18 protein-coding genes and 1 tRNA gene are annotated in these 24,617 nt (G+C 69.8%); 6 read left to right on the top strand and 13 right to left on the bottom strand.

The annotated features are described in order from the left end of the window. The first annotated feature begins 199 nt into the window (after positions 1-199). From AAG565_RS13215 to AAG565_RS13205, 3 genes are all read left to right on the top strand, one after another. On the top strand, positions 200-1,168 hold the full coding sequence (locus AAG565_RS13215; RefSeq protein WP_348820081.1) for a polyprenyl synthetase family protein: 969 nt from the start codon (positions 200-202) through the stop codon (positions 1,166-1,168). A gap of 6 nt (positions 1,169-1,174) precedes the next feature. Beyond that, positions 1,175-1,251: transfer RNA gene (locus AAG565_RS13210), tRNA-Pro, on the top strand. 48 nt (positions 1,252-1,299) lie between these two features. Next, entirely contained in the window at positions 1,300-1,899 is a 600-nt protein-coding gene (locus tag AAG565_RS13205; RefSeq protein WP_348820080.1) for a thermonuclease family protein, read from the top strand. Here the strand turns inward: AAG565_RS13205 and AAG565_RS13200 are convergent. The 7 genes from AAG565_RS13200 to AAG565_RS13170 all read right to left on the bottom strand — a co-directional run bounded on the left by AAG565_RS13200 (position 1,811) and on the right by AAG565_RS13170 (position 13,194). Then, complete coding sequence (locus AAG565_RS13200) at positions 1,811-3,025, bottom strand: hypothetical protein (RefSeq protein WP_348820079.1); 1,215 nt, start codon at positions 3,023-3,025, stop codon at positions 1,811-1,813. The two genes, AAG565_RS13205 and AAG565_RS13200, sit on opposite strands and share 89 nt — an antisense overlap. Before the next feature lie 67 nt (positions 3,026-3,092). Continuing rightward, the gene (ftsH, locus tag AAG565_RS13195; RefSeq protein ID WP_348820083.1) at positions 3,093-4,907 is read right to left on the bottom strand and encodes an ATP-dependent zinc metalloprotease FtsH; all 1,815 of its coding nucleotides are present in this window, start codon (positions 4,905-4,907) and stop codon (positions 3,093-3,095) included. 77 nt (positions 4,908-4,984) lie between these two features. Further along, positions 4,985-5,494, bottom strand: a complete 510-nt coding sequence (gene greB / locus AAG565_RS13190; protein WP_348820078.1) for a transcription elongation factor GreB — start codon at positions 5,492-5,494, stop codon at positions 4,985-4,987. Positions 5,495-5,498: 4 nt separating this feature from the next. Beyond that, a complete protein-coding gene (locus AAG565_RS13185; protein WP_348820077.1) occupies positions 5,499-6,347 on the bottom strand; it encodes an NAD(P)-dependent oxidoreductase in 849 nt (282 codons plus the stop codon). A gap of 64 nt (positions 6,348-6,411) precedes the next feature. After that, complete coding sequence (locus AAG565_RS13180; protein WP_348820076.1) at positions 6,412-9,126, bottom strand: MMPL family transporter; 2,715 nt, start codon at positions 9,124-9,126, stop codon at positions 6,412-6,414. 10 nt (positions 9,127-9,136) lie between these two features. After that, positions 9,137-9,919, bottom strand: coding sequence for an outer membrane lipoprotein-sorting protein (locus AAG565_RS13175; protein WP_348820075.1), 783 nt, complete (start codon positions 9,917-9,919; stop codon positions 9,137-9,139). Positions 9,920-9,948: 29 nt separating this feature from the next. Continuing rightward, positions 9,949-13,194, bottom strand: coding sequence for an adenylate/guanylate cyclase domain-containing protein (locus AAG565_RS13170; protein ID WP_348820074.1), 3,246 nt, complete (start codon positions 13,192-13,194; stop codon positions 9,949-9,951). A 121-nt stretch (positions 13,195-13,315) separates the two neighbouring features. Between AAG565_RS13170 and AAG565_RS13165 the strand changes: the two genes are divergently transcribed. After that, entirely contained in the window at positions 13,316-14,305 is a 990-nt protein-coding gene (locus AAG565_RS13165) for a 2-dehydropantoate 2-reductase N-terminal domain-containing protein (RefSeq protein WP_348820073.1), read from the top strand. 7 nt (positions 14,306-14,312) lie between these two features. Here the strand turns inward: AAG565_RS13165 and AAG565_RS13160 are convergent, their stop codons facing one another. Further along, positions 14,313-16,118 (bottom strand): DEAD/DEAH box helicase, encoded by a 1,806-nt coding sequence (locus tag AAG565_RS13160; protein ID WP_348820072.1) that lies wholly within the window; start codon positions 16,116-16,118, stop codon positions 14,313-14,315. A gap of 116 nt (positions 16,119-16,234) precedes the next feature. On the opposite strand from AAG565_RS13160, the gene AAG565_RS13155 reads away from it, so the two are divergent. Then, entirely contained in the window at positions 16,235-17,146 is a 912-nt protein-coding gene (locus tag AAG565_RS13155) for a hypothetical protein (RefSeq protein ID WP_348820071.1), read from the top strand. On the opposite strand, the gene AAG565_RS13150 is transcribed toward AAG565_RS13155, so the two are convergent. The 4 genes from AAG565_RS13150 to AAG565_RS13135 are packed head-to-tail and all read right to left on the bottom strand — an operon-like array spanning position 17,128 to position 20,640. Continuing rightward, complete coding sequence (locus tag AAG565_RS13150) at positions 17,128-17,763, bottom strand: PqiC family protein (protein WP_348820070.1); 636 nt, start codon at positions 17,761-17,763, stop codon at positions 17,128-17,130. The two genes, AAG565_RS13155 and AAG565_RS13150, sit on opposite strands and share 19 nt — an antisense overlap. After that, positions 17,760-19,397, bottom strand: a complete 1,638-nt coding sequence (locus tag AAG565_RS13145) for an MlaD family protein (RefSeq protein WP_348820069.1) — start codon at positions 19,395-19,397, stop codon at positions 17,760-17,762. Before AAG565_RS13145 ends, AAG565_RS13150 begins: the two co-directional genes overlap by 4 nt. After that, the gene (locus tag AAG565_RS13140) at positions 19,394-20,035 is read right to left on the bottom strand and encodes a paraquat-inducible protein A (RefSeq protein WP_348820068.1); all 642 of its coding nucleotides are present in this window, start codon (positions 20,033-20,035) and stop codon (positions 19,394-19,396) included. Before AAG565_RS13140 ends, AAG565_RS13145 begins: the two co-directional genes overlap by 4 nt. Further along, entirely contained in the window at positions 20,032-20,640 is a 609-nt protein-coding gene (locus AAG565_RS13135; RefSeq protein ID WP_348820067.1) for a paraquat-inducible protein A, read from the bottom strand. Before AAG565_RS13135 ends, AAG565_RS13140 begins: the two co-directional genes overlap by 4 nt. Positions 20,641-20,807: 167 nt before the next feature. Between AAG565_RS13135 and AAG565_RS13130 the strand changes: the two genes are divergently transcribed. Beyond that, complete coding sequence (locus tag AAG565_RS13130) at positions 20,808-23,141, top strand: HDOD domain-containing protein (protein WP_348820066.1); 2,334 nt, start codon at positions 20,808-20,810, stop codon at positions 23,139-23,141. Positions 23,142-23,227: 86 nt separating this feature from the next. On the opposite strand, the gene AAG565_RS13125 is transcribed toward AAG565_RS13130, so the two are convergent. Then, positions 23,228-24,583, bottom strand: a complete 1,356-nt coding sequence (locus AAG565_RS13125) for a DUF1329 domain-containing protein (protein WP_348820065.1) — start codon at positions 24,581-24,583, stop codon at positions 23,228-23,230. Positions 24,584-24,617 lie beyond the last annotated feature (34 nt).

Genomic DNA, 24,617 nt, shown 5'->3' with positions numbered 1-24,617 from the left:
CAGTTGTTCCTTTCCATCAGCAAAGCCCAGCGTCCCGCCGCCTGACAGCCCCTCACTCAGACCCGCCCTTCAGGCTCATCTCTGGATTGGAAAGGACTCACTTATTCACAGGCCGGTTCGCAGGCATGCGTGCGCGATCCGCGGCCGCACGTGCATCCGTTGACGGCAATCCGCCCCGTCCCTAGCATCCGCGCACCCCATGAAACTCCAAGACATCCTGGCGCCGATTGCCGGCGACATGCGCCGCGTCGATGAGACCATCCGCGCCCGCCTGCATTCGGAAGTCGCCCTGATCAACGAGATCGGCGCGCACATCGTCTCCGCCGGCGGCAAGCGCCTGCGCCCGGCGCTGGTACTGCTCAGCGCCCGCGCGCTCGGCTGCACCACCGACGAGCCGATCCTGCACGCGGCGACCATCGAGTTCATCCACACCGCGACCCTGCTGCACGACGACGTGGTCGATGAATCCGGCCTGCGCCGCGGCCTCAAGACCGCCAACGCGGTGTGGGGCAACGCCGGCGCCGTCCTGTCCGGGGACTTCGTCTATTCGCGCAGCTTCCAGATGATGGTGGACAGCGGCCGCATGGAAGTGATGCGTGTGATGGCCGACACCACCAACGCCATCGCCGAAGGCGAGGTGCTGCAGCTGCTCAACTGCGGCGATCCGCAGGTGGACGAAGCCCGCTACCTGCGGGTGATCGAGCTCAAGACTGCGCGCCTGTTCGAGGGCGGCTGCCGCCTGGGCGCGATCGCGGCCGATCGGACACAGGCGATCCAGGACGCCGCCGGCCGCTACGGACACGAGCTCGGCATCGCCTTCCAGCTGGTCGATGACCTGCTCGACTACCTCGCCGACCCCACGGTCAGCGGCAAGAACATCGGCACCGACCTGGCCGAGGGCAAGCCGACGCTGCCCCTGATCCACGCGATGAAGCACGGCACGACCGAACAGGCCGCGCTGATCCGCGACGCGATCCGCCACGGCCGCATCGACCGGCTCGGCGACGTGCTCGCGGCGGTTGAATCCACCGGAGCGATTCCTTACACTCGCGCCCTCGCCGAACGGCACAGCCGCGAAGCGATCCAGTCGTTGAGCGAAATACCCGAGTCGCCATACAAGAACGCACTGGTCGATCTGGCCCGCTACAACCTCACGCGCGCCGCCTGATCACAACGGGGTGTAGCTCAGTTTGGTAGAGCGCTTGCTTCGGGAGCAAGAGGTCGTAGGTTCGAATCCTGTCACCCCGACCACCGATCGTGATGAAACCCGGCGCTGCCGGGTTTTTCGGTTCCACCGCCATGAGGACTCCGCTCCTTGCCGCACTGCTCGCAGCGACCGCCGCGCTCGGCGACGCGAGGGCGGACGCGGGTGGGCCGGCGCTCGCCGGCGTCGCCACGGTCATCGACGGCGACACCATCGAGATCCACGGTCGGCGCATCCGCCTGCACGGCATCGACGCGCCGGAGGCCGGGCAGACGTGCAGACGCCAGAGCGACGGCCAGGTCTGGCCCTGCGGCCGGCGCGCGGCGCAGGCCCTGCAGGCACTGCTCGGCCGGCGCACGGTCGAATGCATTCCCGGCAAGACCGACCGCTATGGCAGGTTGAACGCACGCTGCAGTGTCGGCGGCGTGGACATCGAAGCCTGGATGGTGCGCCAGGGCTGGGCGCTGGCCTATCGCCGCTACTCGCAGGATTACGTGGACGAAGAAGCCCAGGCACGCGGTGCGCGGCGCAACATCTGGTCGGGCACGATGCAGAACCCGGAACGCTATCGTCGCGACCAGGCGACGGCACGGCGCTCGCGCGCGGTCACGGACTGCGAGCGAACGCCTCGGCAATCGTCCGCATCAGCGCCCGGTAGAACGCCGGCCGCGGAAAACGGTTGCGCCCGAAATTGAAGGTCCGGTAGCTCACACCCCAGTGGTGGGCACGCACCGCGCCCAGGTGGATGTTGTTCTGCGGCGGAATCGGCACCGTCGCCGGCAGCAGGTGGTCGTCCAGCGTCACCTGGCCATCGTTGTAAACCGACACCGGATCGGACACCCGTGCCTGCCGGTACATCGCGTAGTCGTCGAGATTGAACTGCCACCAGCGCCGCCGGTAATCGGCCAGCGGCAGCACCGCGCTGACCGTGAAGTACTTGAGCTGTGGCGGCAGGTCCGGAGCGTAGCGGCGCAGCGCGGCCTGCCGTTCGGCATGGCCCAGCGACTCGACGCCGCCGACCATGTCGTCGAGCAACTGTTGCGTACCCAGCCCGGCAAGCGTGCCGATCCAGCGATGCCGGCGGCAGAAATCGACGACGCGATGGATGTTGAGCAGCTGCGCATCCGGCTTGAGCACGTCGTCGGCCAGATACGAGCCGCCGATGTCGCCGCACAGGCCGAGGAAGCCCAGCGTCGAGCGCAGGATGAACTCGTCCGCATAGTGCCCTGCATGCAACGCGGCGAGCAGCTCCAGCGACAGCGGCGATCCATACGAATAGCCGACGAAGAACAGCTTGTAGCCCTGCTCCACCCAGCCACGCAGCGCGGTCGAGCGATGCAGCATCTCGAACAGCGGGCCGAGGATGTGCCGCGCTGCCGCATTCGACCGCGGGTAGCGCACGTACAGCAGCTTGAACCCGTCGCCGCGCGCGTACTCGATCTCCTGCGGCGGCTCGTTCTGCCAGCCGGGCCTGAGCATGACGACGTGATGCGGCGAATCCCTGCGCTCGATCTGCTCGTGCCACGACAGGTTGCGCAGCGTCTCGTGCGTGAAGCCGGGCACCAGCACCAGCACGACCTTCTGGCTGCGGTAGAAGTCCGGCGTGATCGAATCGTCGGCCGCGACCGCATCCAGCGCCGCAGCGGCCTGCGCCTCGTCCAGCGTCAGGCGCGCCAGATCGCGGTCGCGCCCCTCCCCGACGATGCGCAGATCGGCGATGCGATAGGGCCGCAACGCCCAGCGCGCCACCTGTTCGGCGGTGGCGTTCTCGCGCTTGAGCTGCGCCAGGAAGTTGTGGTGAAACCGCTCCGCCCAGTCCACGTGCACGGCTCCGCTGCCCGTTTGGCGCAGCGTACCCGCCCGTGCGGCGCTTGGCGACGACGGGTGCTCAGGCGCCCTTCGGTGGCGCCACCAGTTCGCGGAGCTCGCGTTCGAGCAGGGTTTCCTGGACCAGCAGCCGCTCGGCGGCCGCATCGAGCTGCGGGCGCTCGCCGGACAGCACCGACAGCGCCTTCTGGAAGGCCTGCTCGACCAGGTCGCGGATCGCCTCGTCGATCTTCTGCGCCGTGGCCTCGCCGTAGCGGCGCACGGTGCCCAGGTTCGGGTCGAGGAAGTGCTGGGTCTCTGTCTCGTAGCTCGCCTGCCCGAGCGCCGGCACCATGCCGAAGCGCGTGACCATGCTGCGCGCGATCTCGCTGGCCTTGGCCAGGTCGTCGGCGGCACCGGTGGACACTTCGCCGAATACGACCTGCTCCGCGGCGCGGCCCGCGAGCAGCACCGCCATCTTGTTCTCCAGCTCGGTGCGCGTCATCAGGTAGCGGTCCTCGGTCGGACGCTGGATCGTGTAGCCGAGCGCGCCGATGCCGCGCGGGATGATCGAGACCTTGTGCACCGTCTCGGTCGTCCCCAGCGCCAGCGCGACGAAGGCGTGGCCCAGCTCGTGATAGGCGACGACGCGCCGCTCGTGGGGATTGAGCAGGCGGTTCTTCTTCTCCAGTCCGGCGACGATGCGCTCGACCGCACGCGTGAAGTCGTCGAGACAGACCGCCTCGCTGCCGGCGCGCGTCGCCAGCAGCGCCGCCTCGTTGACGAGGTTGGCGAGATCGGCGCCGGAGAAGCCCGGCGTCAGCGCGGCGATCTGTTCGGGACTCACGTCCGCGGCGAGCTTCACCTTGCGCAGGTGCACGTTGAGGATCTGCACGCGACCGGCCTTGTCGGGACGATCGACCAGCACTTGCCGATCGAAGCGTCCCGCGCGCAGCAGGGCCGGGTCGAGGATTTCCGGGCGATTGGTCGCCGCCAGCAGCACCAGCCCCTGGCGCGGATCGAAGCCGTCCATCTCCGACAGCAGCTGATTGAGCGTCTGCTCCTTCTCGTCGTGACCGCCCGCCATCGGAAACGCGCCGCGTGCACGGCCGAGCGCGTCCAGCTCGTCGATGAAGATAATGGCCGGCGCCTGGCGCCGCGCCTGCTCGAACAGGTCGCGCACGCGCGCGGCGCCGACGCCGACGAACATCTCGACGAACTCCGAACCATTGATCGAGAAGAACGGCACGCCGGCCTCGCCGGCCACCGCACGCGCCAGCAGGGTCTTGCCGGTGCCGGGCGGCCCGACCAGCAGGATGCCCTTGGGCAAACGCGCGCCGAGCCGCCCGTAGGCGTCCGGCTGCTTGAGGAAATTGACGATCTCCTGCAGTTCGGCCTTGGCCTCGTCCACGCCGGCGACGTCGGCGAAACTGACCCTGGTGTCGGTTTCGACATAGACCTTGGCCTTGCTCTTGCCGATCGCCATCAGCCCGTCGCCCAAACCCTGCTTCTCGGCGAAGCGGCGGAACACGATCATCCACAGGCCGAAGAACAGCAGCACCGGCAGCACCCAGGACAGGATGTCGCGCAGCAGCGTGTTCTCCTTCACCGCGGAATAGTTCACGCCGTACCGACCCAGGCGCTCCGCCAGCTGTGGATCGACCCGCTGCGTGACGACGTGACGGATGCCGTCGGACTCCGGGGCCTTGAGCGTGCCGCGCAGGCTGTCGCCGGCGATGACCACTTCGGCGATACGGCCATCGGCGAGCATCTGCTCGAACTCGCTGTACGGCACGCCGCGCACGCGCTCGACGCCGGAGAGCAGCCATTGCAGCAGCAGGATGCCGAGCACTGCGGCGATCAGATAGCCGATGTTGAAGCGGTGCTGCGGTTCCAGGGCCATTTCGACTCGTGGTTGCGGACGACGTGCCCGCACATTGAAGCGGCCGTGCCAGCGCACGGCACTGACGCACGTCAAGCAGCCGGCGGCTCGTAGCTGACGCCGACGATCTCCAGCTCGGTCGGACCCGCCGGCAGCAGCACCCGCACCACGTCACCGGCTGCCCTGCCGAGCAGCGCGCGTGCGACCGGCGAATCGACGCTGATCAGGCCGGCGCGCGCGTCGGCCTCGTCGGCGCCGACGATGCGGTAGCGGTGCCTGCGGTCGTCGGGGTCGGCAACCTCGACCCAGGCACCGAAGTACACCCGGCTGTCGTCGCGCGGCCTGATCTCGACGATGGTGACGTCCTGCAGGCGCGCGGTCAGGTACTTGAGCCGCGCGTCGATCTCGCGCAGTTCCCTCTTGCGGTACTGATACTCGGCGTTCTCGCTGCGGTCGCCTTCGGCCGCCGCGGCGGCGAGCGCGCGCACGACCTCGGGCCGGCGCACGCGCCAGAGCTGTTCGAACTCCGCCTTCAGGCGGGCGTGCCCCTCCGCGGTGATGTGCGGCGAGGACCGCGGCGACGGCGGACGCCAGCGCGACACGGCTTCAGCCGATCCTGATCAGCTCGTCCGGCAGGAACAGATCCGGGGCCAGCTCGTGATCGGGCGTCCCCGGCACCGCGGCGTACCGGGAGAAGTCGGTGACGCCGGCATCGCGCAACACCTGGTCATCGATGCAGAAATGGCCGGTGAACTCGCGCGACGGCTTGCTCAGGATCAGCTGTGCGGCATCGCCCATGATGTCCGGGGTGCGCGAGCGCTTCATGATCGCGTCGCCGCCGACCAGCGTGATCGCCGCAGTGGCGATCGTCGTGTGCGGCCACAGCGAATTGGCCGCGATGCCGTCCTTGCGGAATTCCTGCGCCCAGGCCAGCGTGCACAGGCTCATGCCGTACTTGGCGATGGAATACGCCACGTGCGGGGCGAACCATTTGGGCCGGACATCCAGCGGCGGCGACAGCGTCAGGATGTGCGGATTCGACGATTTCTTCAGGTGCGGGATGCAGTACTTGCCGCACAGGAAGGTGCCGCGCGCATTGATCCCGTTCATCAGGTCGTAGCGCTTCATGTCGGTGGCGAGCGTGCCGGTCAGGCTGATCGCACTGGCGTTGTTGACCAGGATGTCGATGCCGCCGAAGGTCTCGACGGTCTTCGCGACCGCGGCCTTGACCTGTTCCTCGTCACGTATGTCGCAGACGATCGGCAGCCCCTTGCCGCCGGCCCGCTCGATGTCCGCCGCGGCGCTGTAGATCGTGCCGGACAGCTTGGGATGCGGCTCGGCGGTCTTGGCGGCGATGGCGACGTTGGCACCGTCACGCGCGGCCCGCACCGCGATCGCATGACCGATGCCGCGCGATCCGCCGGTGATGAACAGGGTCTTGCCTTTGAGGGACATGGGGAAGCTCCTTGAACAATGGTTGCAGGCTGCGGGTACAGGATGCGGGCGCGGCTGGACTCCGCTACAACATCGCCGTGGCGCGCGCGAGCCGTTCGGCCTGGATGCGGTTGAGATTGCGGTAGATCACCGCGGCGATGCGCGGATACCGCTGGCGCAGGCGCTCCAGGTCCTGCGAGTCGAAGCGCAGCAGGCGCACCGGCGACACCGCATCGACGTTGGCCGTGCGCCGCTGCCCGAAGTATCCGGCCTCGCCCATCACCGCACCGCGGCCGAGCGAAGCCAGCACCTTGCGCTCGCCGTTGCGCTCGACCCAGACCTGCAGCTGACCATCGACGACGACATAGATGTCGCGCGCATAGTCGCCCTGCGTGATCACGCGCGCCCCGCTGTTGTGGCGTTCGAGCTTGGACAGCAGCGCGAACAGCCGCGCCTGGCGCAGCGACAGGCCCGAGAACAGCGGGATCGTGTGCTGCGGCGACTGGCCCAGATCCAGCCGCACGATGTCCCACAGCGTGACGATACGCAGCTTCGAACCGAGCGCCGGCGTCACCAGGATGTCGGCGAACCAGGCGATGAACAGCGTGAACGCGGCGAGCAGGCCGAACTGCACCTGATTCTGCAGCTCGCTGCCGGTGAACACGAGGAAGCCCAGGCACAGCGCCACGACGGTGAACGTGACCGGCCGCAGGATGCTGGCCAGCGCGCTCTTGACCGCGGCCTTCTCGTTGGCCTTGGCGCGCGCATCGGCGTTGAAGCGTGCGAGGAAGTGGATCGTGTCATCGACGGCGATGCCCAGCACGATGCACGCGATCAGGCTGTTGGTCGGGTTGAGCGGGATGTCGAGCAAGCCGAGGATCCCGAAGTAGAGCGCCACCGGCAGTATGTTCGGCAGCATCGCCAGCAGGGCCGCACGCGCCGAGGTGAACATCAGCGCCAGCATCGCCCAGATCGCCACGGATGCCAGCGTCAGCGAGGTCAGCTGCCCGGACGCGATCTCGTTGACGGTCCGCGTCGCCAGCACCGGGCTGCCGGTCACGCGACCATCGAGCGGCGGCGTCATCTGGCGCAGGCGCGCCTCTGTGCGCTGCACGAAGTCGGCGATCTGCACCGAACCATCGACCTTGATGCGCACCGAGATCAGCGCGGTCCTGAAGCGTGAGTCGATCACGCGCCGGATCTCGTCGCTGCCGCCGAACACCAGCAGCTGCTTGACCGCGGTGGCGTCGTCGGGAATGCGGTAGTGCGCCGGATCGCCGTCGTTGAGATTGCGGTTGATCAGCTTGAGATGATCGACATACGAGATCACCGGACCGACTTCCGGCTGCTCGCGCAGCCAATTCTGCAACGCCTCGATCTCGCGGATCAGGGCCGGGTCGGTGAGCGCGTCGTTGACGTAGGTTTCGATCAGGATCGACACCTGGCTCGCGCCGTCGAACACCCGGTTGATCGCCTCGTAGTCGCGCCGCACCGCGGCTTCGGCAGCAAAGTTCTTGATGTACTCGGTACCGACGCGGATGTGGCTCGCCCAGTACAGATCGACCGGGATCGACAGCACGGCGGCGGCGATGATCCAGTTGCGCCATTTCAGGTCGAACAATGCGATGCGGCGCGCCTTGCGCGCGAAGAAGGCCTCGCCGAGCGGCCGCCGCGGTTCGCGCGGACCGAGCAGGCTCAGCACCGCCGGCAGGAACACCAGGGTCAGCAGCATGCCGATGCCGACGCCGATGCTGGACAGCACGGCGAACTGGGCGATCACCGGCAGCTGGCCCGGAATCAGCGCGAGGAATCCGGCCGCGGTCGTCGCCGTGGACAGCAGCAGACCGCCGCCGACGCGGCGCAGCGTGCGTTCGACGCGCTGGCGCTGCGTTTCCTTGCGCTCGAAGTCGTAATACTCGGCGAGCAGATGCACGGCATAGGACAAAGCCAGCGTGATCACCAGCGGCGGCACGATCGCGGTGACCAGGTTGATGGCCAGATCGAGGAGAACCGCGGCGCTGAGCGTCCAGACCAGCGCCAGACTGATGGTGAAGGTCGCGAGCAGCACGGTGCGCAGGCTGCGGAAGGCGACCAGCAGCAGTGCAACCACCAGCACGAAGATCGCCGGCATCGTGAACGCGAGGGTGTCGAGGATGGCGTCGGTGGTCGCCGCCTTGATCACCGGGCTGCCGGTGATCCAGATCTCCTCGGAGCCGGTGACTTCGCGGGCCAGCGCGCGGATACGCGCGGTGTAGGCACCGGCACGGAACTGGTTCTCGTCCACGCCGGTCAGCGTCAGCGCGAACGCGGCGACGCGCCCGTCCTGCGACACCAGCGCGTCACGGTAGAGCGGATTGTCGGCGAGCGCGCGCGCGAAACCGCCGATCGACTCGGGCTGCTCGCGCGCCTGCGCGGCGAAGCTGCTCAGGTTGATGCCGAACTCGTCGGCGACCGGATTCTGTGCATTGGCCAGCGACAGGACCTGGCGCACGCCTTCGATCTCGCCGAGGCGGCGCGTCAGCCGGTCGATGCGCTCGATGTTCTCCGCGGTATAGACGTTGTCGAACCTGACCGCGAGCAGCACCGGATCGGTCTCCCCGAACTGCGCACGCACGCGGTCGTAGAGTGCCCGGTCACCATCCTGCGCCGGCAGCAGGCGCTCCAGTGCCGGATCGATGCGCAGGCGCAGGCTGCCGTCGCGCGGGTCGATCAGCACCACGGCGGCGACGGCGGACAGCAGCACACCGGCGACGACGATGCCGAGCGGGTGCGACGCCAGCCATGCGATCAACCGCTGCATCGACGACGCGTCAGCTGCCGATGTAGAAGGTGCTCGGGTTGAAATGCCGCCCGGGCAGATCGACGTCGCTGCTCAGGCCGAGCACCCGTAGGCGCGTCTTCGTGCCTTCCTTGAGGTCGCTCATCAGCGCCTCGCCCGGATACCAGTGCGGACCCGACTGGCGCAGGGAGGCCGGTTCCACGTCGAGGCGCTTGCGCACCGTATCGCCCTCGTAGAAGTCGGCGCGCAGGCCGACGCAGGTCTTCTGATCGACCCAGATCCGGGTCTGCGTGAAACGGGAGACCTCGCCCGGCGCGGGCAGCGACGTCAGCAGATGCACCGGCCGCCCGGCGAGGTCGCCGCGCCCGTCCAGCCGCGTCTGGCCGGCGGCGAAGGCATTGTTGAGCTGCTTGATGTCGCCGTAGGAGAGATCCGTCCCCCACAGCATGCCATCGACGCCGACCCCGGTGATGCGACGCACCTTCTGCAGCGCCGGCACATACACGTACATCTCGTCGCCGTCGGACTTCTCGCGCAGCAGATACGCGGCCCCCGCGAGGTCGGCCGGCGAGGCGATCTTGACCATCGCCCGCAGCCGCTCATCCTCGCGCATCGCGTACAGCCGGCCGCGCAATTCGCGCACGCCACCGGTGCGGTCGGTGGCGGTCAGCGCGATCTCCTTGATCTGCAGCGTCTTCGGAATGTTGGCGCGCATGCACGCGACGACCTGGTCCAGCGCCTCGTCGGCGAGCGCCGCCGTCGTACCCAGACCCAGGCACAGCGCGGCGACGATGCTCCATCGGGTCAGGTTCACGGTTTTCCCCCGGCAGTGGTACCGATCATTCAGGCCGATTCTCGCATTGTTGCCGCGTCGCGGTCGCGCCGTTCGGCCATGGCCTGCGCATATGCCTGCGCCCCGATCGCCGCGAACCCGGCCTGCGCATCGGCGAGCGCGAGCGCGCGCGCGTGCGGATCGGACGCCCAGTGTGCGCGCGCCGCGTGCACCCAGGGGCGGAAGCCTTCGGCGCCGGTGAACTCGATCAGGTGGCCGACACGGCGAATGCCGGCCTGTGCCTCCTCGCGCCGCTGCGCAACGGCCGGCAGCTGCAGCCAGACCAGCCAGGCGATGATCTCCCAGATCCGCGAACCGGCCCGTGCGGCGCTGTCGCGCGCCGCCTGCGCGCGCCGCTCGGCCTCGGCCGCGCGCCCGGCGCGCAGCAGCGCCAGCGCGTGCGTGGCGAGCTGATTGGCTTCGAACTGGTGCGCGGCGGCGCCGCGGACGACCAGCGGCGCGGCTTCCTCCAGCGCGGTGAGCGCCTCGTCGTGACGCCCGTTGAGGCTCAAGGCCAGGCCGTAGCCACGCAGCGCGATCGCGCGGAAGAACGGGCTGCCGTACTTCTCGGCCTCCGTCAGCCCTTTCTCCGCAGCGGCGAGCACCGGACCGACCGCGCCGGTGAGGAACGCCAGATCGACCTGGTTGGTGTACATCCAGCTGGCAGCACGCCCGGCACGCTCGGCGAACGCCAGCGCCGCGTCAAGGTGGCGTGCCGCCTCGTCGAGCCGCCCCATCCAGCCCAGCATCAGCCCGTAGAAGCCGCGCGACTGGAAGTTCTCCTCATCGACCGAGCGCAGGCGCCAGTCGCCGCCCGCGGCATCGAGCACGTCGATGATGCGCCGCAGGCGGCCGGCGGCATTGAACGACAGCATCATCGCCAGCCGGAAGCGGTTGATCAGCTCGGTCTGCCCGCGTTCGAAGCACAGCGCGATCGCCTCATCGTGCATGTTCGCGGCGGCATCGACCTGTCCCCGGTGCAGGAGCTCGTTGCCGTAGGAGATCAGCACTTCCGCGTGACCGGCGACATCGTTGCTCGCCGCCGCCATCGCGCGTGCTTCCTGGTAGGCACGCTCGACGTCGGCGTCGGCGGTCGCGACGAACTGCGCGATGCGGATCAGGCTGGCGCGCGCGGCGATGCGCCCGCGGATGACCTCGGCGCTGTCCGGCGCACGATCGAAGTTGGCGAGCGCACGCCGGACCTGTTCGGCGACGACGACGATGCTGTGTCCCAGAGCCCAGCGCACCGCGAGGAGGTTCCACTGCCCCGCGCGGTCCCATTCCGCGGCGCACTGCCAATGGTGCGCGATGCGCAGCGCCAGCTCCTGCGGTCCGGCGCCGGCGCCGCGATGGCGCGCCTCCAGCAATGCAGCCAGCCGCGCATGCACGCTGCGGCGGCGCGCCTCCAGCTGGCCCCGGTAGGCGACCTCCTGCACGAGCGGGTGGCAGAACGCGATGCCGCCACCGTCGCGGTGGTGGACGAAGCCCAGCTCCTCGAGCGCGGCGATGTCCTCCTCGACGTCAGCGACGCCATCGAGCCGCGCCAGCAGTTCGGCGTCGAACACCTGGCCGATGACCGACGCGGTGTGCAGACGGCCGCGCAGCGTGTCGGGCAGGCGATCGATGCGCGCCGCGAGCAGGGCCTGCACGGAATCCGGCAGCGGCCACTCCTCGACCGGCCGCGTCAGGCGCCAGGCGCGCGGCCGTCCCTGCAGCCAGCCGCCATCGGCGAGCGCCAGCACCGCCTCCTCGACGAAGTACGGATTGCCGCCGGCGCGGCGGGCGACCGTGCGCGCGACCTCCGCCACCGAGGGATCGCCGCCGAGCAGCGTGCCGGCGAGATGCTGCAGCTGGGCGTCGTCGAGCGCCGACAGCGCGATCGACTCGTCGATCAGGGGCTGCAGCCCCTCCGAGACGTAGTCCGGGCGGAAGTTCAGCAGCAGCAGGCAGGGTGCCTGCCGCACGCGCTCGCACAGGCGCACCAGGAAGGTCTCGCTGGCGCGATCGAAGAAGTGCAGGTCCTCCACCAGCAGGATCTGCGGGTCCGTGGTGCACGGCAGATAGCGGGCGAGCTGGTCGAGCATGTGCTGTGCCGCGGCGGCACCCGAGTCCTGCGCCCGGGCACCGGCCTCGGCGATGTCCAGAAAGTCGAAGACGTGCGGCAGCACGGCGGCATTGCCGGGATCCTCCAGCAGCAGCGCGCCGGCGATCCAGCGCCGCGCCTCCTGCGGGCTGGCACTTTCCGGCACGCCGAGCTTGCTGCGCAGCAGCTGGCGGATCGGGAACATCGGCACCCGGCTCGCGTACGGCACGCCGGTGGCGCGGTGCACCGCGACGCCGTCCCGAGCGCAGGCCTCGGCGAACTCGTGACACAGGCGCGACTTGCCCAGGCCGGCGTTGCCGATCACCGCCACGATCTGGCCGCACCCGCCGCGCACGCGGTCGAGCGCCGCGGCGAGCGCGGCCAGCTCGCGTTCGCGGCCGATGAACGGCGAGCCCGCGCGCGCCAGACTGCGGTCGAGGCGCGTGCGCAGTCCCTCCGCGCCTTCCAGCTCGAAGACCTCGACCGGCGCATCGATCCCGTGCACCTCGGTCGCGCCCAGTGCGCGCAGACGGAAGTAGCCGCGCAGCAGGTTCGCGGTATCACGCGACACATAGACGCGGCCCGGCTCGCAGATGTGCTCCATGCGCGCCGCGAGATTCACCGTCGGCCCCTGCGCGGTGTAGTCGCTGCGCAGGTCGTCGCCGATGCGGCCGACGACGACCTCGCCGCTGTTCAGACCCACGCGCATGGTCAGGTTCAGGCCGTGGCTCAGGCGCAGCTCGTCGGCGTAGCGGCGCACCTCGTGCTGCATCTCCAGTGCCGCGCGCGCGGCGAACTGTGCGTGATCCTCGAGTGCGCGCGGTGCGCCGAACAGCGCCATGATGCCGTCGCCGGTGTACTGGTTGATCGTGCCGTCGTAGCGGTGCACCACGCGCGACAGGATCGCGAAGAAGCGGTCCAGCACCTCGTGCCAGAGTTCGGCCCCGGCCTGCTCGGCGAGGCGCGTCGAGCCCTTGATGTCGGCGAACAGCACGGTCACGCGCTTGCGCTCGCCCTGCACGGCCGGCCCCTGCGCGAGCGCGCCCCGCAGATGGCGCGGCGTGTAGTCCGCCACCTCGGCCGCCGTGATACGCGATCCGCACTGGTTGCAGAAGCGCGCACCGGCCGGATTGGCGGTGCCGCAGGTCGCGCAGATGAGGCTGTCTCCGTTCATGCGGGGATGCCGCGAAGGCCTGCGTCCATTGTAGGACGAGCGCGGCGCGGCCGGGACACGCGCCTTCGGCGGCGGCGCTGGGTTAGGCTTGCCACCCAACCAGATCGAACGGTGCGACGACATGATCCTCGTGGTCGGTGCAGGCGCGGTCGGCACGATCCTCAGTGCGTACCTGATGGCGGCCAAGCGCGAACCGCTCAAGCTGTATGTCCGCGACAAGGACGCCGCGCTGCAGACCGCGCAGGACATCCGCGTCGAGCATGTCGGATCGGCATATCCGCCGATCGTCGCGCCCAAGCCGGTGCTGACGCGTTCCCTCGCGCTCGACGACATCGACTACCTGCTGATCTGCGTCAAGTTTCCCCAGCTCGACGCGCTCCTGACCCAGATCGGCGAGGTGCCCGCGCGCTGCACGCTGGTCTCGACCCTCAACGGTGTCGGTGCGCTGCGCCACATCCGTGAGCGCTTCCCCAGCGCGCGGGTCGTGCCGCTGACGGTGATGTTCAACGGCCAGCTGCTGGAGCCTCTGCACGCGCAGATCACCACCAGGCCGCAGATCCTGATCGGCAGCGACGACCGCCGTCTGCTGTCCGCGTTCGGCGACAGCGGCATGAAGGTCGCGCAGGTGTCGGGTGAATCGGCCGCCTGGGGCAAGCTGCTGATCAATCTCGCCAACGCGATCTGCGCACTGACGCACACGACGTTCAAGGATCTGCTGACGCAGCCGGACCTGCGCGCGATCTACGTCGCCGTGCTCGACGAGGCGGTCGCCCTGCTCGAACACGCACGCATCGACTACCACCTGCCGATGCCGATTCCCTACGGCGTCTATCGCGCGCTGCTGGCCGGGCGCACGCCGCTGCCGTGGTGGTTTGCCAAGCTGCGCAACGGCCTGCAGGCGGGCTCGTACCCGTCGATGGTCGCCGACGTCGAGGCGGGTCGCCGCACCGAGATCGGCCAGCTCAACGGCGAGATCGTCTGCATGGGCCTCGAACACAGGCGGCCGACGCCGGTCAACGCCAAGATCGTCAGCCTGGTGCAGAAGATCGAAGGCATCGCCCGTCCGCCGTACCTGACCCCCGCCGAGCTGCGCGCGCGCCTCGGCGTGTAGGCGCTGCTCAGCGTCGCGGCTTGCGCGGCTTGTGTGTGCCCGGCCGCGGCGCGGCGTGCGGCCGGGCGCGCGGCACACCGGCTTCGGCCGGCGCGGCGAGCCGGCTGATCTGCAGCTGGCGACCGGCGACCCAGGCCTTCTGCAGGTCGCGGAAGATCGCCTTGGGCATGCCCTGCGGCAGATCGACGAGGCTGTAGTCGTCGTGAATGTCGATACGGCCGATGTATTGGCTGTCGAGGCCCGCCTCGTTGGCGATCGCGCCGACGATGTTGCCCGGCTTGACGCCATGACGGCTGCCGACTTCGATGCGGAAGGTCTCCATGTCCGCAGCGGCGGCCGGACGTTCGCGCTTGGGCCGCTCCGGGCGCGGCATGTCGGCGGCGGCCATCTGCGGCGACTCGGATCGCAGCGGCGGGCGCGAACGTGCCGAAGCGGCCTTCTCCGGCACGGCCGCCGGCGGCCGCGCTGCCTCGGAGGGCAGCAGCAGGGGCTCGCTGCCCTGGCGCATGCAGGCCAGCGCCGCAGCGATGTCGAGCAGCGGCAGACCGCGCTCCTGTGCGTACTGGCCGATCACCGCCTGGAACTGCAGCAGGGCACCACGCTGCGCCTCGTCGGCCAGCACCTCGTTCAGGTCCGCCTTGAAGCGCTCGATCCGCCGCGCGTTGACCGCCTCTGCGCTGGGCAGCGCCATCGGCTCGATCGGCTGGCGCGTCGCGCGTTCGATCGCGCGCAGCAGGTGGCGCTCGCGCGGGACGATGAACAGGATCGCATCGCCGCTGCGTCCGGCGCGTCCGGTGCGACCGATGCGATGCACGTAGGACTCGGTATCGGTCGGCACGTCGTAGTTGACGACGTGCGTGATGCGCTCGACGTCGAGCCCGCGTGCGGCGACGTCGGTGGCGACGACGATATCGAGGCTGCCGTCGCGCAGCCGGTTGACGATGCGCTCGCGCTGGGCCTGCTGCACGTCGCCGTTGAGCGCGGCGGCGTCGAAACCGCGCGCCTGCAGCCGATTCGCCAGTTCCTCGGTCGCCAGCTTGGTGCGCGCGAACACGATCATCGCCTCGAAGGGCTCGGCTTCGAGGATGCGCGTCAGCGCGTCGAGCTTGTGCATGCCGCCGACCAGCCAGTAGCGCTGGCGCACATTGGCCGCAGTGGTCGTCTTCGCCTGGATCGTGATCTCCGCCGGATCGCGCAGGTGCGTCTGCGCGATGCGGCGGATCGGCGCCGGCATCGTCGCCGAGAACAGCGCGATCTGCCGCTGCCGCGGCAGCTGGCCGAGGATCCACTCGATGTCCTCGACGAAGCCCATGCGCAGCATCTCGTCGGCCTCGTCGAGCACCAGCTGGCGCAGATGGTCGAGCCTGAGCGTGCCGCGCCGGACATGATCGACGACGCGGCCGGGCGTGCCGACCACCACCTGCGCACCGCGGCGCAGGCCGCGCAACTGCGGTTCGTAGCTCTGCCCGCCATACACCGGCAGCACGTGGAAATCCGGCAGCCGTGCCGCGTAGCGCTGGAAGGCTTCGGCCACCTGGATCGCCAGCTCACGCGTCGGCGCCAGCACCAGCGCCTGCGGCACGCGCTGCGACAGGTCCAGGCGCGCCAGGATCGGCAGCGCGAAGGCCGCGGTCTTGCCGGTGCCGGTCTGCGCCTGGCCGAGCAGGTCGCGGCCTTCGAGCAGCGGCGGGATCGTCGCCGCCTGTATCGGCGACGGCGTTTCGTAGCCGACCGCGGTCACGGCCGCGAGGATCGGTTCTGGCAGGCCGAGATCGCTGAACTTGATGGGGGTCGCGGCTGAGGGTTTCGGCATGGGAGGTTCGGTCAACGGGACGCTGGACTCCCGCGAGCAGATGGAATGGCGGCCTGCACGGCGGCGGGCGACGGCGCACAATGGATCGCAGTCTGACGAATTCCGTGACGGCTTGCATGGATCCGATCGAACGACAGGCGCAGGACCGGGTGCGGCGCTACTGCGCGCAGCGCTGCCTGTCGGAGGCGTTCGCGCAGCGCGCGCTGGCCGAGCTGTGGCCGCTGGCCCGCTGGATCGCCGGCCAGCGGGACGCGACGGACGCCTGCCCGGTGATCGGCATCAACGGTGCCCAGGGGACCGGCAAGAGCACGCTGGCGGGACTGCTGCAGGACTTCCTCGATCTGCTCGGACTGCGCACTGCGCTGCTGTCGCTCGACGACCTCTACCTGACACGCGCCGCGCGCCTGCAGCTGGCCGAGCGCGTCCACCCGCTGCTGGCGACGCGCGGCGTGCCCGGCACGCACGATGTCGATCTGGGCGTCACGCTGCTCGAACGGCTGCGCAGCCTGCGCCGCGGCGCGGCACTGGACCTGCCCCGCTTCGACAAGGCCCGCGACGACCGCGCCGAGCCGTCCGCGTGGCGCCGCGTCGAAGGTCCCATCGACCTCGTCCTGTTCGAGGGCTGGTGCGTCGGCACGCCGCCCCAGGACGCCGCCGCGCTGGTGCGGCCGGTCAATGCGCTGGAGGCCGGCGAGGACGCGGATGCCCGCTGGCGGTACTGGGTCAACGAGCGCCTGGCGAACGAGTACCGGCGACTGTTCGCGCCGATCGCCCGGCTGATCTTCCTGCGCGCGCCGGATTTCGCCTGCGTCTTCGCATGGCGGCGCCAGCAGGAGGAAGACAACGGCCGCATCGCCGGCGTCGCGGACAGCCCGTTGCGCGACGCCGCAGCCCTGCAACGGTTCATCGCACACTACGAACGTCTGACCCGGCATGCGCTGGACGTGCTGCCGCAGCGCGCCGACGTGGTGATCGACCTGGATGCCGATCACCGCATCGCGGCGGTGCGCTATCGCGCGGGCGACTGAGCCGGCGGGCGCGGGCAGGCCGGCGGCGCGGCCCCATCGAACGCGCGCAGGGCGAGCGCGATCTCGGCGCCGAGCCGCGCCAGCGCGCGCTGATGGCCCTGCACCAGCTCGTCGTAGGACGCGCCGACGCTTTCCTGCACCTGGCTCGTACAGCTCAGCGACAGGCCGCGCGCGTCGTCGCGGATCTGCCACTGGGCATCGATGCGCGCGCTGCGTCCCAGCACGGAGTCGAAACGGGACACGGCGAGCTTGACGCGCCGCACCGGCACGTCCGTCACCGCGCCCAGGCGCGAAACGTCCTGCGCGCCGAGCTCGCGCGCCAGCCACTCCGACAGCGCCAGGCGCAGTTCCTGGCCCAGGGGCGCCGCCCACTGCCGGGTCTCGACCAGCGCCAGCTCGCCGTCGCCGCGGCGCAGGACGATCTGCGGCACGTCCACCTGTGCCGGCACGCTGACCGCTTGCACGTCGATGGCGTAGGCGGCCGGGGGCGCGGCGGCGGCCGGTTTGCGTTCGGCCGGCGCCAGCAGGGTATGGAAGCGGGTCTGCGGCGTGCCGGCGCAGGCCGCCAGCAGCAGCACGGTGGCGAGGGTGGCGATGCGCCTACGCGTACCGATCATGGCCCGTCCTCCTGCGCGGTCGGCTCGTCGGCATCGGTCCTGCCGCGGATCAGCGCCTCCGGATGGCGCTGCAGGTAATCCGCGAGCACGCGGAACGAACGGCTCGCGCGCTCCAGCTCCTGCAGGGTCTGGCGCAGATCCTGCTGCAGTCCCGCGTCGCTGGCCAGCAGGCCGCGGTTGGCCGCTTCGAGCGCGCGCTGCGCCTCGGCCAGCGTGCGCGCGGCTTCCGGCGCCAGCTCCCCTTCCAGGCGCCTGAGCAGCGCATCCGCACTGCCGATCGCCGTGCGCACGTCCCGGCCCAGCTCGGCGAACGGCACCTGGCTGAGCTGCTCGACGATGTCCGCGATCTGGGTCTGCAGCTGGGCGAGGCTGCCCGGCTCGGTGGGAATCACCACCACGCCCGAGGTATCGAAGGCCTCGACCGCCGGCTTGCGCGCCTTGGGCATCAGGTCCAGCGCGACGTAGAGCTGGCCGGTGAGCAGATTGCCGCTGCGCAGCTGCGCGCGCAGGCCGTCCTGCACGAGCCGCTGCAGGATCTCGGCATCGCGGCGCGCGCCGTTGCCGGGTGCCGCGCGCAGGGCCTGGTAGGCGCTGCCGAGCCGCCACGGATAGACCGTCGCCAGGACGTTGCCGACGAAATGCCGGCGTCGCGGGTCGTACTCCAGGTCGATCGCCTCGACCTTGCCGAACTCGACGCCGCGGAAATCCACCGGCGCGCCGACCGCCAGCCCGCGCAGCGACTCGACGAAGCGCAGGCGCACGCGCAGCGGCGGACCGGAGGGCGGTGCCAGCGCCGCGACGCGGTCGCCGTGCAGCCAGAACTCGTAGCCCGGCCGGGCCGGCTCGGCGCCCTCGTCCGGCGTCGCGAAGGCGACGCCGCCGGCCAGCACCGAGGCCAGCGACTCGGTGTTGACCTGCAGGCCGGCGGCGCCGATCGCGATATCGATGCCGCTGGCGTTCCAGAAGCGCGTGTTGCGCGTGACGAAGCGGTCGTAAGGGGCGTACACGAACAGCTGCATCGTGACGCCGCTGCCGTCCGGGTTCATCTCGAAGCCGCCGACGCGGCCGACCGCGATGCGCCGGAAGTACACCGGCGAACCGATGCCCAGCGAGCCCAGGCTGTCGGCGTGCAGCACGAAGCTCGTGCCCTTGCGGTCGCGCGTCACCGCCGGCGGCGTGTCGAGCCCGACGAAGCGGCGCTTGGAATCCGTGGACGTGCCGACATCGAGGCTGATGTAGACGCCGGACACCAGAGTGTCGAGACCCGACACGCCGGCAGTGTCGATGCGCGGGCGCACGATCCAGAAGCGCGTGTCGGCCGCGGCCAGCTGGCCCGCCTTGCGGTCCAGCTCCACCAGCACGTTGACCGACTGCAGGTCGTCGCTCAGCGAAATGCCGCGCACCATGCCGACGACGACATCCTTGTACTTGACCTGGGTCTTGCCCGATTCCAGGCCTTCGGCCGAATTGAACTGAATCTCGATCAGCACGCCGGCCGACAGCACGGCGCGCACCGCCAGCGCGACGCCGATCAACGCCGCGACGATCGGCACCAGCCAGATCAGCGACGGCGCCCAGCGTCGCGGTGCGCGCACGTCCGGCGGCGGCGGAGAGTACGGGTCGGCTTCGCTCATGGCGGCATGCTGACGGCGGCAGGACGGCGGTCCCAGATCAGGCGCGGATCAAAGCTCTTGGATGCGACCATGGTCAAGACCACGACCGCGGCGAACGCGACCGCGCCGCCACCCGGCTGCACGTCGGCGAAGCTGCGGAAATGCACCAGTGCGACCAGCAGCGCGACCACGAACACGTCCAGCATCGACCAGTAGCCGACGAACTCGATCGCCCGGTACAGCCGGGTGCGCGCGGCCGGACGCCAGGCCCAGCGACGCTGCGTCGTGATCAGCAGGAAGGCCAGAATCACGATCTTGGCGATCGGCACGACGATGCTGGCGGCGAACACGATGATGGCGATCTCCGGCGAGCCCGCGCGCCACAGCGCGATCACGCCGCTCATGATCGTGTCCTCGCGCTGCTCCATGAGCGTCGCGGTCTTCATGATCGGAATCAGGTTGGCGGGCAGGTACAGGATCGCCGCGGCGATCAGGAAAGCCCAGGTGCGCTCCAGGCTGCGCGGCTTGCGCGAGTGCACGCGCGCGCGGCAGCGCCGGCACACGGCGTCGCCCGCATCGTCCGGCGGCAGACGCCAGACGGCACCGCAGGCCTCGCAGGCGACCAGACCCAGCTCGCGTGCGCTGCGCACCGCGTTCACCGTTGCAGCTCCGCGGCGATGTCCCACAGCTCGTGCAGGTCGAAGGTCGCCAGCAGCGTCAGCAGGATCGTCAGCAGGGCGAAGCCCCACAGGCCGATGCCCGGGGTGATCTCCGCGTCGGCGGCGAGCTTCACCGCGGAGACCAGCACGCCGACCATGAACACCTCGACCATGCTCCACGGCCGCATGTGGCGGATCGTGTGCATCGCGGTGCCGAATCCCTGCGGCACCCAGCCGGCGCGCAGCGGCAGCAGCACGTAGGCGAACAGCGTCATCTGCGACAGCGGCAGGAAGAACAGGCAGGCCGCGGCCACCACCGCCACCGGACCGACGCCGGCGTCGTAGCTGGCCAGGATCGCGTCCCACAGCGTGGCCTCGGAACGGGCACCGGCCAGCTGCATGATCAGCACCGGATGCAGGTTGGCGACGATGAACAGGATCAGGCTGGCCAGGGTGATCGCCAGCATCGCGTCGAGGTCGAATCGGCGGTTCCGGTACAGCTCCGCGCCGCAGCGCCGGCAGCACGCGACCTGGCCTGGCGCCAGCGGCCGGCGCTCGTGGACGGCGTCACAGTGTTCGCAGATGGACAGAGGGGCCGCGGCCATACAGCACTCGATGTTCGACGCTCGGACGTGCCTGCGCACGCGAGTCTAGCAGCCTGTCGGGATCCGCCCGACAGCCGCGCGCAGCGCGGCGCGCGCCGACCGTCCGTCGCCGCACGCGGCTGGCCACGGCAGCCCGCCCCTAGCATGGCCGATCGTCCGGAACATCCATGCAGAAGGTCGGCAAGTTCGCAATCGAGAAAGTCCTGGGGCGTGGTGCCAGCGCCGTCGTCTATCTCGCCTCCGATCCGCTGCTGCGGCGGCCGGTCGCGCTCAAGCTGCTCAAGCCCGGCCGGCACTCCGGGTCGGCCCCGAACACGAGCGCATTGCTCAACGAGGCGCGCGCCTGCGGCCAGCTCAAGCACCCGCACATCGTGCCGGTGTACGAGGCGGGCGAGGCGGAAGGCCGGGCCTACCTCGCCTTCGAATACGTCGAGGGCCAGACGCTGGCGCACCTGCTGCGTGAACACGGCCCGCTGCCGCCAGCCCAGGCCGCGCAGCTGATGTGCGGCGTGCTCGATGCTCTGCAGCATGCGCATGACGCCGGGCTGGTCCACCGCGACCTCAAGCCTTCGAACATCCTGATTTCCGGGGACGGCGCGCCACATGTCACCGACTTCGGCATCGCCACGCGGATCGACGGCGAACCCGGCAGCCGCGAACTGTGCGGCACGCCGGGCTACATGGCACCGGAGTACATCCGCGACGGCACGATCGCTCCGCAGGGCGATGTCTTCGCCGCGGGCCTGGTGCTGTTCGAGATGCTCACCGGCAGGCCGGCGATCGCCGCGGACAATCCCTTCCAGGCGATGCACCTGATCGCCAACGTGCCGCTGGCGCTGCCCGAGGGGCTCGATCAGTCCCTGCTCGACATCCTCGCCAAGGCGACCGCCCGCGATCCGCAGCTGCGCTATGCCGGCGCGCGCCCGATGCGCGAGGCCCTGCTCGCCTACCTCAAGCCGGCCGACACCACGCCCGGCGGCACCAAGACCCGCGCCGGTACGCTGGACTTCCTGCTGCGGCGCATGCGGCAGAAGAGCGACTTTCCGGCGATGTCGGCGGCGATCAGCACGATCAACCGGCTCGCCGCATCCTCGGACAGCAGTGCGAGCCAGCTTGCGGCGACGGTCCTCAAGGACTTCGCGCTGACCAACAAGATCCTGCGCCTGGCGAACTCGTCGCTCTATCCGCAGACGCAAGGCCGCCGCGTCAGCACCGTATCGCGCGCCGTCGTCGTGCTCGGCTTCGACACGGTGCGCAGCATCGCCATCTCGCTGATGCTGTTCGAGCACATGCAGGACCGCCGCCAGGCCGGGCAGCTGCGGGACGAGTTCCTGCGCGCCAACCTGGCCGGCATGCTGGCGCGCACCCTGGCGCCCGCGGTCGGCGCCAGCGACGAGGAAGCCTTCATCTGCGCGCTGTTCCACAACCTCGGGCGCCTGCTCGCGCGTTACTACCTGCACGAGGAGGCCGATGCGATCGATCGCCTGATGCTGTCCGAGAATCTGGCCGAGGACAGCGCCTCGCGCCGCATCCTCGGTCTGTCTTACGAACAACTCGGTGTCGGTGTCGCCGAGACCTGGGAGTTCCCGCCGAGCCTGCTGCGCAGCATGCGGCATCCTGCGCCGGGTCCGGTGCCCAGCCCGGCCGACGCCGACGACGCCCTGCGCGCGCTGAGCGCCTACGCCAACGAGCTGGCCCAGATCTGCGAGCTGGCGGACGAATCACGCCGCGCCGAGGCGCTGCTGGCTCTGGAACAGCGCTACCGGCGCGCCCTCGACGTCCCGGCGGCACGGGTCGCCAGCGCGGTGGAGGAATCGCTCACGCGCGTGCGCGAACTGGCGGGCACGCTCGGCCTGGATCTGCGCGGCTCGTCGCTGGCCGGACGCCTCGCGCCGCCGGCCGCGGCACCGCAGCGCGACGCAGCGGCGCCGATTCCAGGCCGGCTCGAAGAGGCGGCGGTCGCCGATCCGCTGCGGGCCGCGGCGTCCGCCGATGTCGCCGCGGCGCTGTCGGCGGGCATCCAGGACCTGACCCAGGCACTGATCGAGGACGCGACGCTGGACGACCTGCTGCGCATCGTCGCCGAGACACTGTTCCGCGCCATCCACTGCCAGCGCGTGCTGATCTGCACGCGCGATCCGGCGACCGCTCAGATGCGCGCGCGTTTCTGCCTCGGCGCCTGTGCACAGGATGCGCTCGGCCGCTTCCGCTTCCCGATCGGCGGTGCCGACCTGTTCAACCTGATCCTCGCCCGCGACGTCGATATCCTGATTTCCAACACCGCCGAGCCCAAGGTGCAGAACCACCTGCCGGACTGGTACCGCCGCGACTTCAACGCCGCGTCGTTCATCGTCTTTCCGATGAAGCTGCGCGGCGTGCCGGCGGCGATGCTCTACGCCGACCACGGCGAGGTCGGCGGCATCCGTCTGACCGACAGCGAACTCGCCCTGCTGCGCACGCTGCGCAACCAGACGGTGCTGGCGCTCAAGCAGGCTGGCTGAGGAAATCCGCCGCGGATCGCCGCCGCGCCGGACGCGGAAGACCGGGGTCCGATGCCCCCGGTCCACCGCGGCACCGCATCCGGCCGCTACTTGGTCGCCAACTTGGAGACGTTGGTCGGATCGAAATCGCCGACCGTGAACGAACGCGTCGCGGTCTCGGCGTCCTCGTTGTTGGCGGCCATGACCAGATAGCGCGCGCTCTGCAGGTCGTAGACCGTCTCCAGCGCGGGCAGCTGGTAAGGCTTGTCGTAGGCGATCACGTGATGGCCTTCCTGTACGCGCCACAGCTGGTCGCGCTGGTCGTACACATCGACGGCGACGATCTGCCAGGAATCCTCATCGACGTAGAAGGTGCGGCGCTTGTACAGGTGGCTGACGCCCTTCTTGACGAAGGAATCGACCACCCACACGCGGCGCTTCTCGTAGCGCGTGTACTCCTGGGCGAGGTGGCCCTTCTTGATGATGTCCTTGTACTTGAGCTGGTCGCTGTGCAGGCGGTAGCTGTTGGCCGGGACGTACATCTCCTTCTTGCCGAGCAGCTTCCACTCGTAGCGGTCCATCGCGCCGTTGAACATGTCGAGCTGGTCGTTGGTGCGCAACCCGTCCGACGCAGTGCCCGGATTGTCGTAGGCGATGTTCGGCGCGCGGCGCAGGCGGCGCTGGCCGGGGTTGTACTGCCAGGCGCCGCGCGGCTCCTTGACCTGGTCCATGGTCTCGTGGACCAGCAGAATCGTGCCGGCCAGACGCGGCGGTTCGGTGGTCAGCTGGAGGAAGTAGAGGATCTTGTTGTTGAGTTCTTCCGGCTTGATGCCGGGCGTGCTGTACACGAAGTAGGCGTCCTCCTGGATCTTGACCAGGTTGTAGGCGCCGGCCGTGGTCACCGCGAACTGGTTGTTCCAGCGGCGCACGCCGGTGTCGCGGAAGCGCACCTTGTGATTCCAGATCACCTCGTGGCCGTTGCCCGGGATCGGGAACGGAATGCCGGTGATCGCGCCGGTCAGGGCCTCGCCGTTGCCGCCCAGCTCGGCGCTGACCGCGTTCTTCGCGGTCGCGTCATAGACGAACTGCGGATTGGCGAAGGTGCGGCGGGTCTGATAGACCGGCATCTTGTAGGTGTCGCCGTACTTGGCGAACAGCGCCAGCTGGCCCGGCGTCAGGTTGCCCTTGTACTGCTCCAGATTCGCCGACGTGATCGTGAACTGCGGCTTGTCGTCCGGGAACGGATCGCAGTAGCGGCTGCCGGCGCCCTTGAAGCAGGGTGGCGCCGTGGTCAGCCCGCCGCTCCAGGCCGGAATGCTGCCGTCGGCATTGCCGGCCTTCTCCGCGCCGACCGGCGTCAGCTTGTCACCCAACGCGGCGGCCTTGTCGGCACCCACCTTCGCCCAGGCCGTACCGCTCACCGCGAGTGCCGCGACCAGCGCGGCTTTCAGCAATCTGTCCATGGCGCACCTGTGCATTGATGATCGTTGTTCGGGC

It is taken from the genome of Fontimonas sp. SYSU GA230001 (assembly GCF_040066175.1).
GTDB lineage: Bacteria > Pseudomonadota > Gammaproteobacteria > Nevskiales > Nevskiaceae > Solimonas.
Note: the sequence above shows the minus strand (reverse complement) of the source record. Positions and strands in the feature narration are given on the sequence as shown.

Coding starts and splice junctions, on each gene's coding strand:
- AAG565_RS13185 (WP_348820077.1), bottom strand. CDS start 6,347: ATGTCCCTCAAAGGCAAGACCCTGTTCATCACCGGCGGATCGCGCGGC.
- AAG565_RS13165 (WP_348820073.1), top strand. CDS start 13,316: ATGATCCTCGTGGTCGGTGCAGGCGCGGTCGGCACGATCCTCAGTGCG.
- AAG565_RS13160 (WP_348820072.1), bottom strand. CDS start 16,118: ATGCCGAAACCCTCAGCCGCGACCCCCATCAAGTTCAGCGATCTCGGC.
- AAG565_RS13130 (WP_348820066.1), top strand. CDS start 20,808: ATGCAGAAGGTCGGCAAGTTCGCAATCGAGAAAGTCCTGGGGCGTGGT.
- AAG565_RS13125 (WP_348820065.1), bottom strand. CDS start 24,583: ATGGACAGATTGCTGAAAGCCGCGCTGGTCGCGGCACTCGCGGTGAGC.
- AAG565_RS13180 (WP_348820076.1), bottom strand. CDS start 9,126: ATGCAGCGGTTGATCGCATGGCTGGCGTCGCACCCGCTCGGCATCGTC.
- AAG565_RS13155 (WP_348820071.1), top strand. CDS start 16,235: ATGGATCCGATCGAACGACAGGCGCAGGACCGGGTGCGGCGCTACTGC.
- AAG565_RS13145 (WP_348820069.1), bottom strand. CDS start 19,397: ATGAGCGAAGCCGACCCGTACTCTCCGCCGCCGCCGGACGTGCGCGCA.
- AAG565_RS13150 (WP_348820070.1), bottom strand. CDS start 17,763: ATGATCGGTACGCGTAGGCGCATCGCCACCCTCGCCACCGTGCTGCTG.
- AAG565_RS13205 (WP_348820080.1), top strand. CDS start 1,300: ATGAGGACTCCGCTCCTTGCCGCACTGCTCGCAGCGACCGCCGCGCTC.
- AAG565_RS13135 (WP_348820067.1), bottom strand. CDS start 20,640: ATGGCCGCGGCCCCTCTGTCCATCTGCGAACACTGTGACGCCGTCCAC.
- AAG565_RS13170 (WP_348820074.1), bottom strand. CDS start 13,194: ATGAACGGAGACAGCCTCATCTGCGCGACCTGCGGCACCGCCAATCCG.
- AAG565_RS13215 (WP_348820081.1), top strand. CDS start 200: ATGAAACTCCAAGACATCCTGGCGCCGATTGCCGGCGACATGCGCCGC.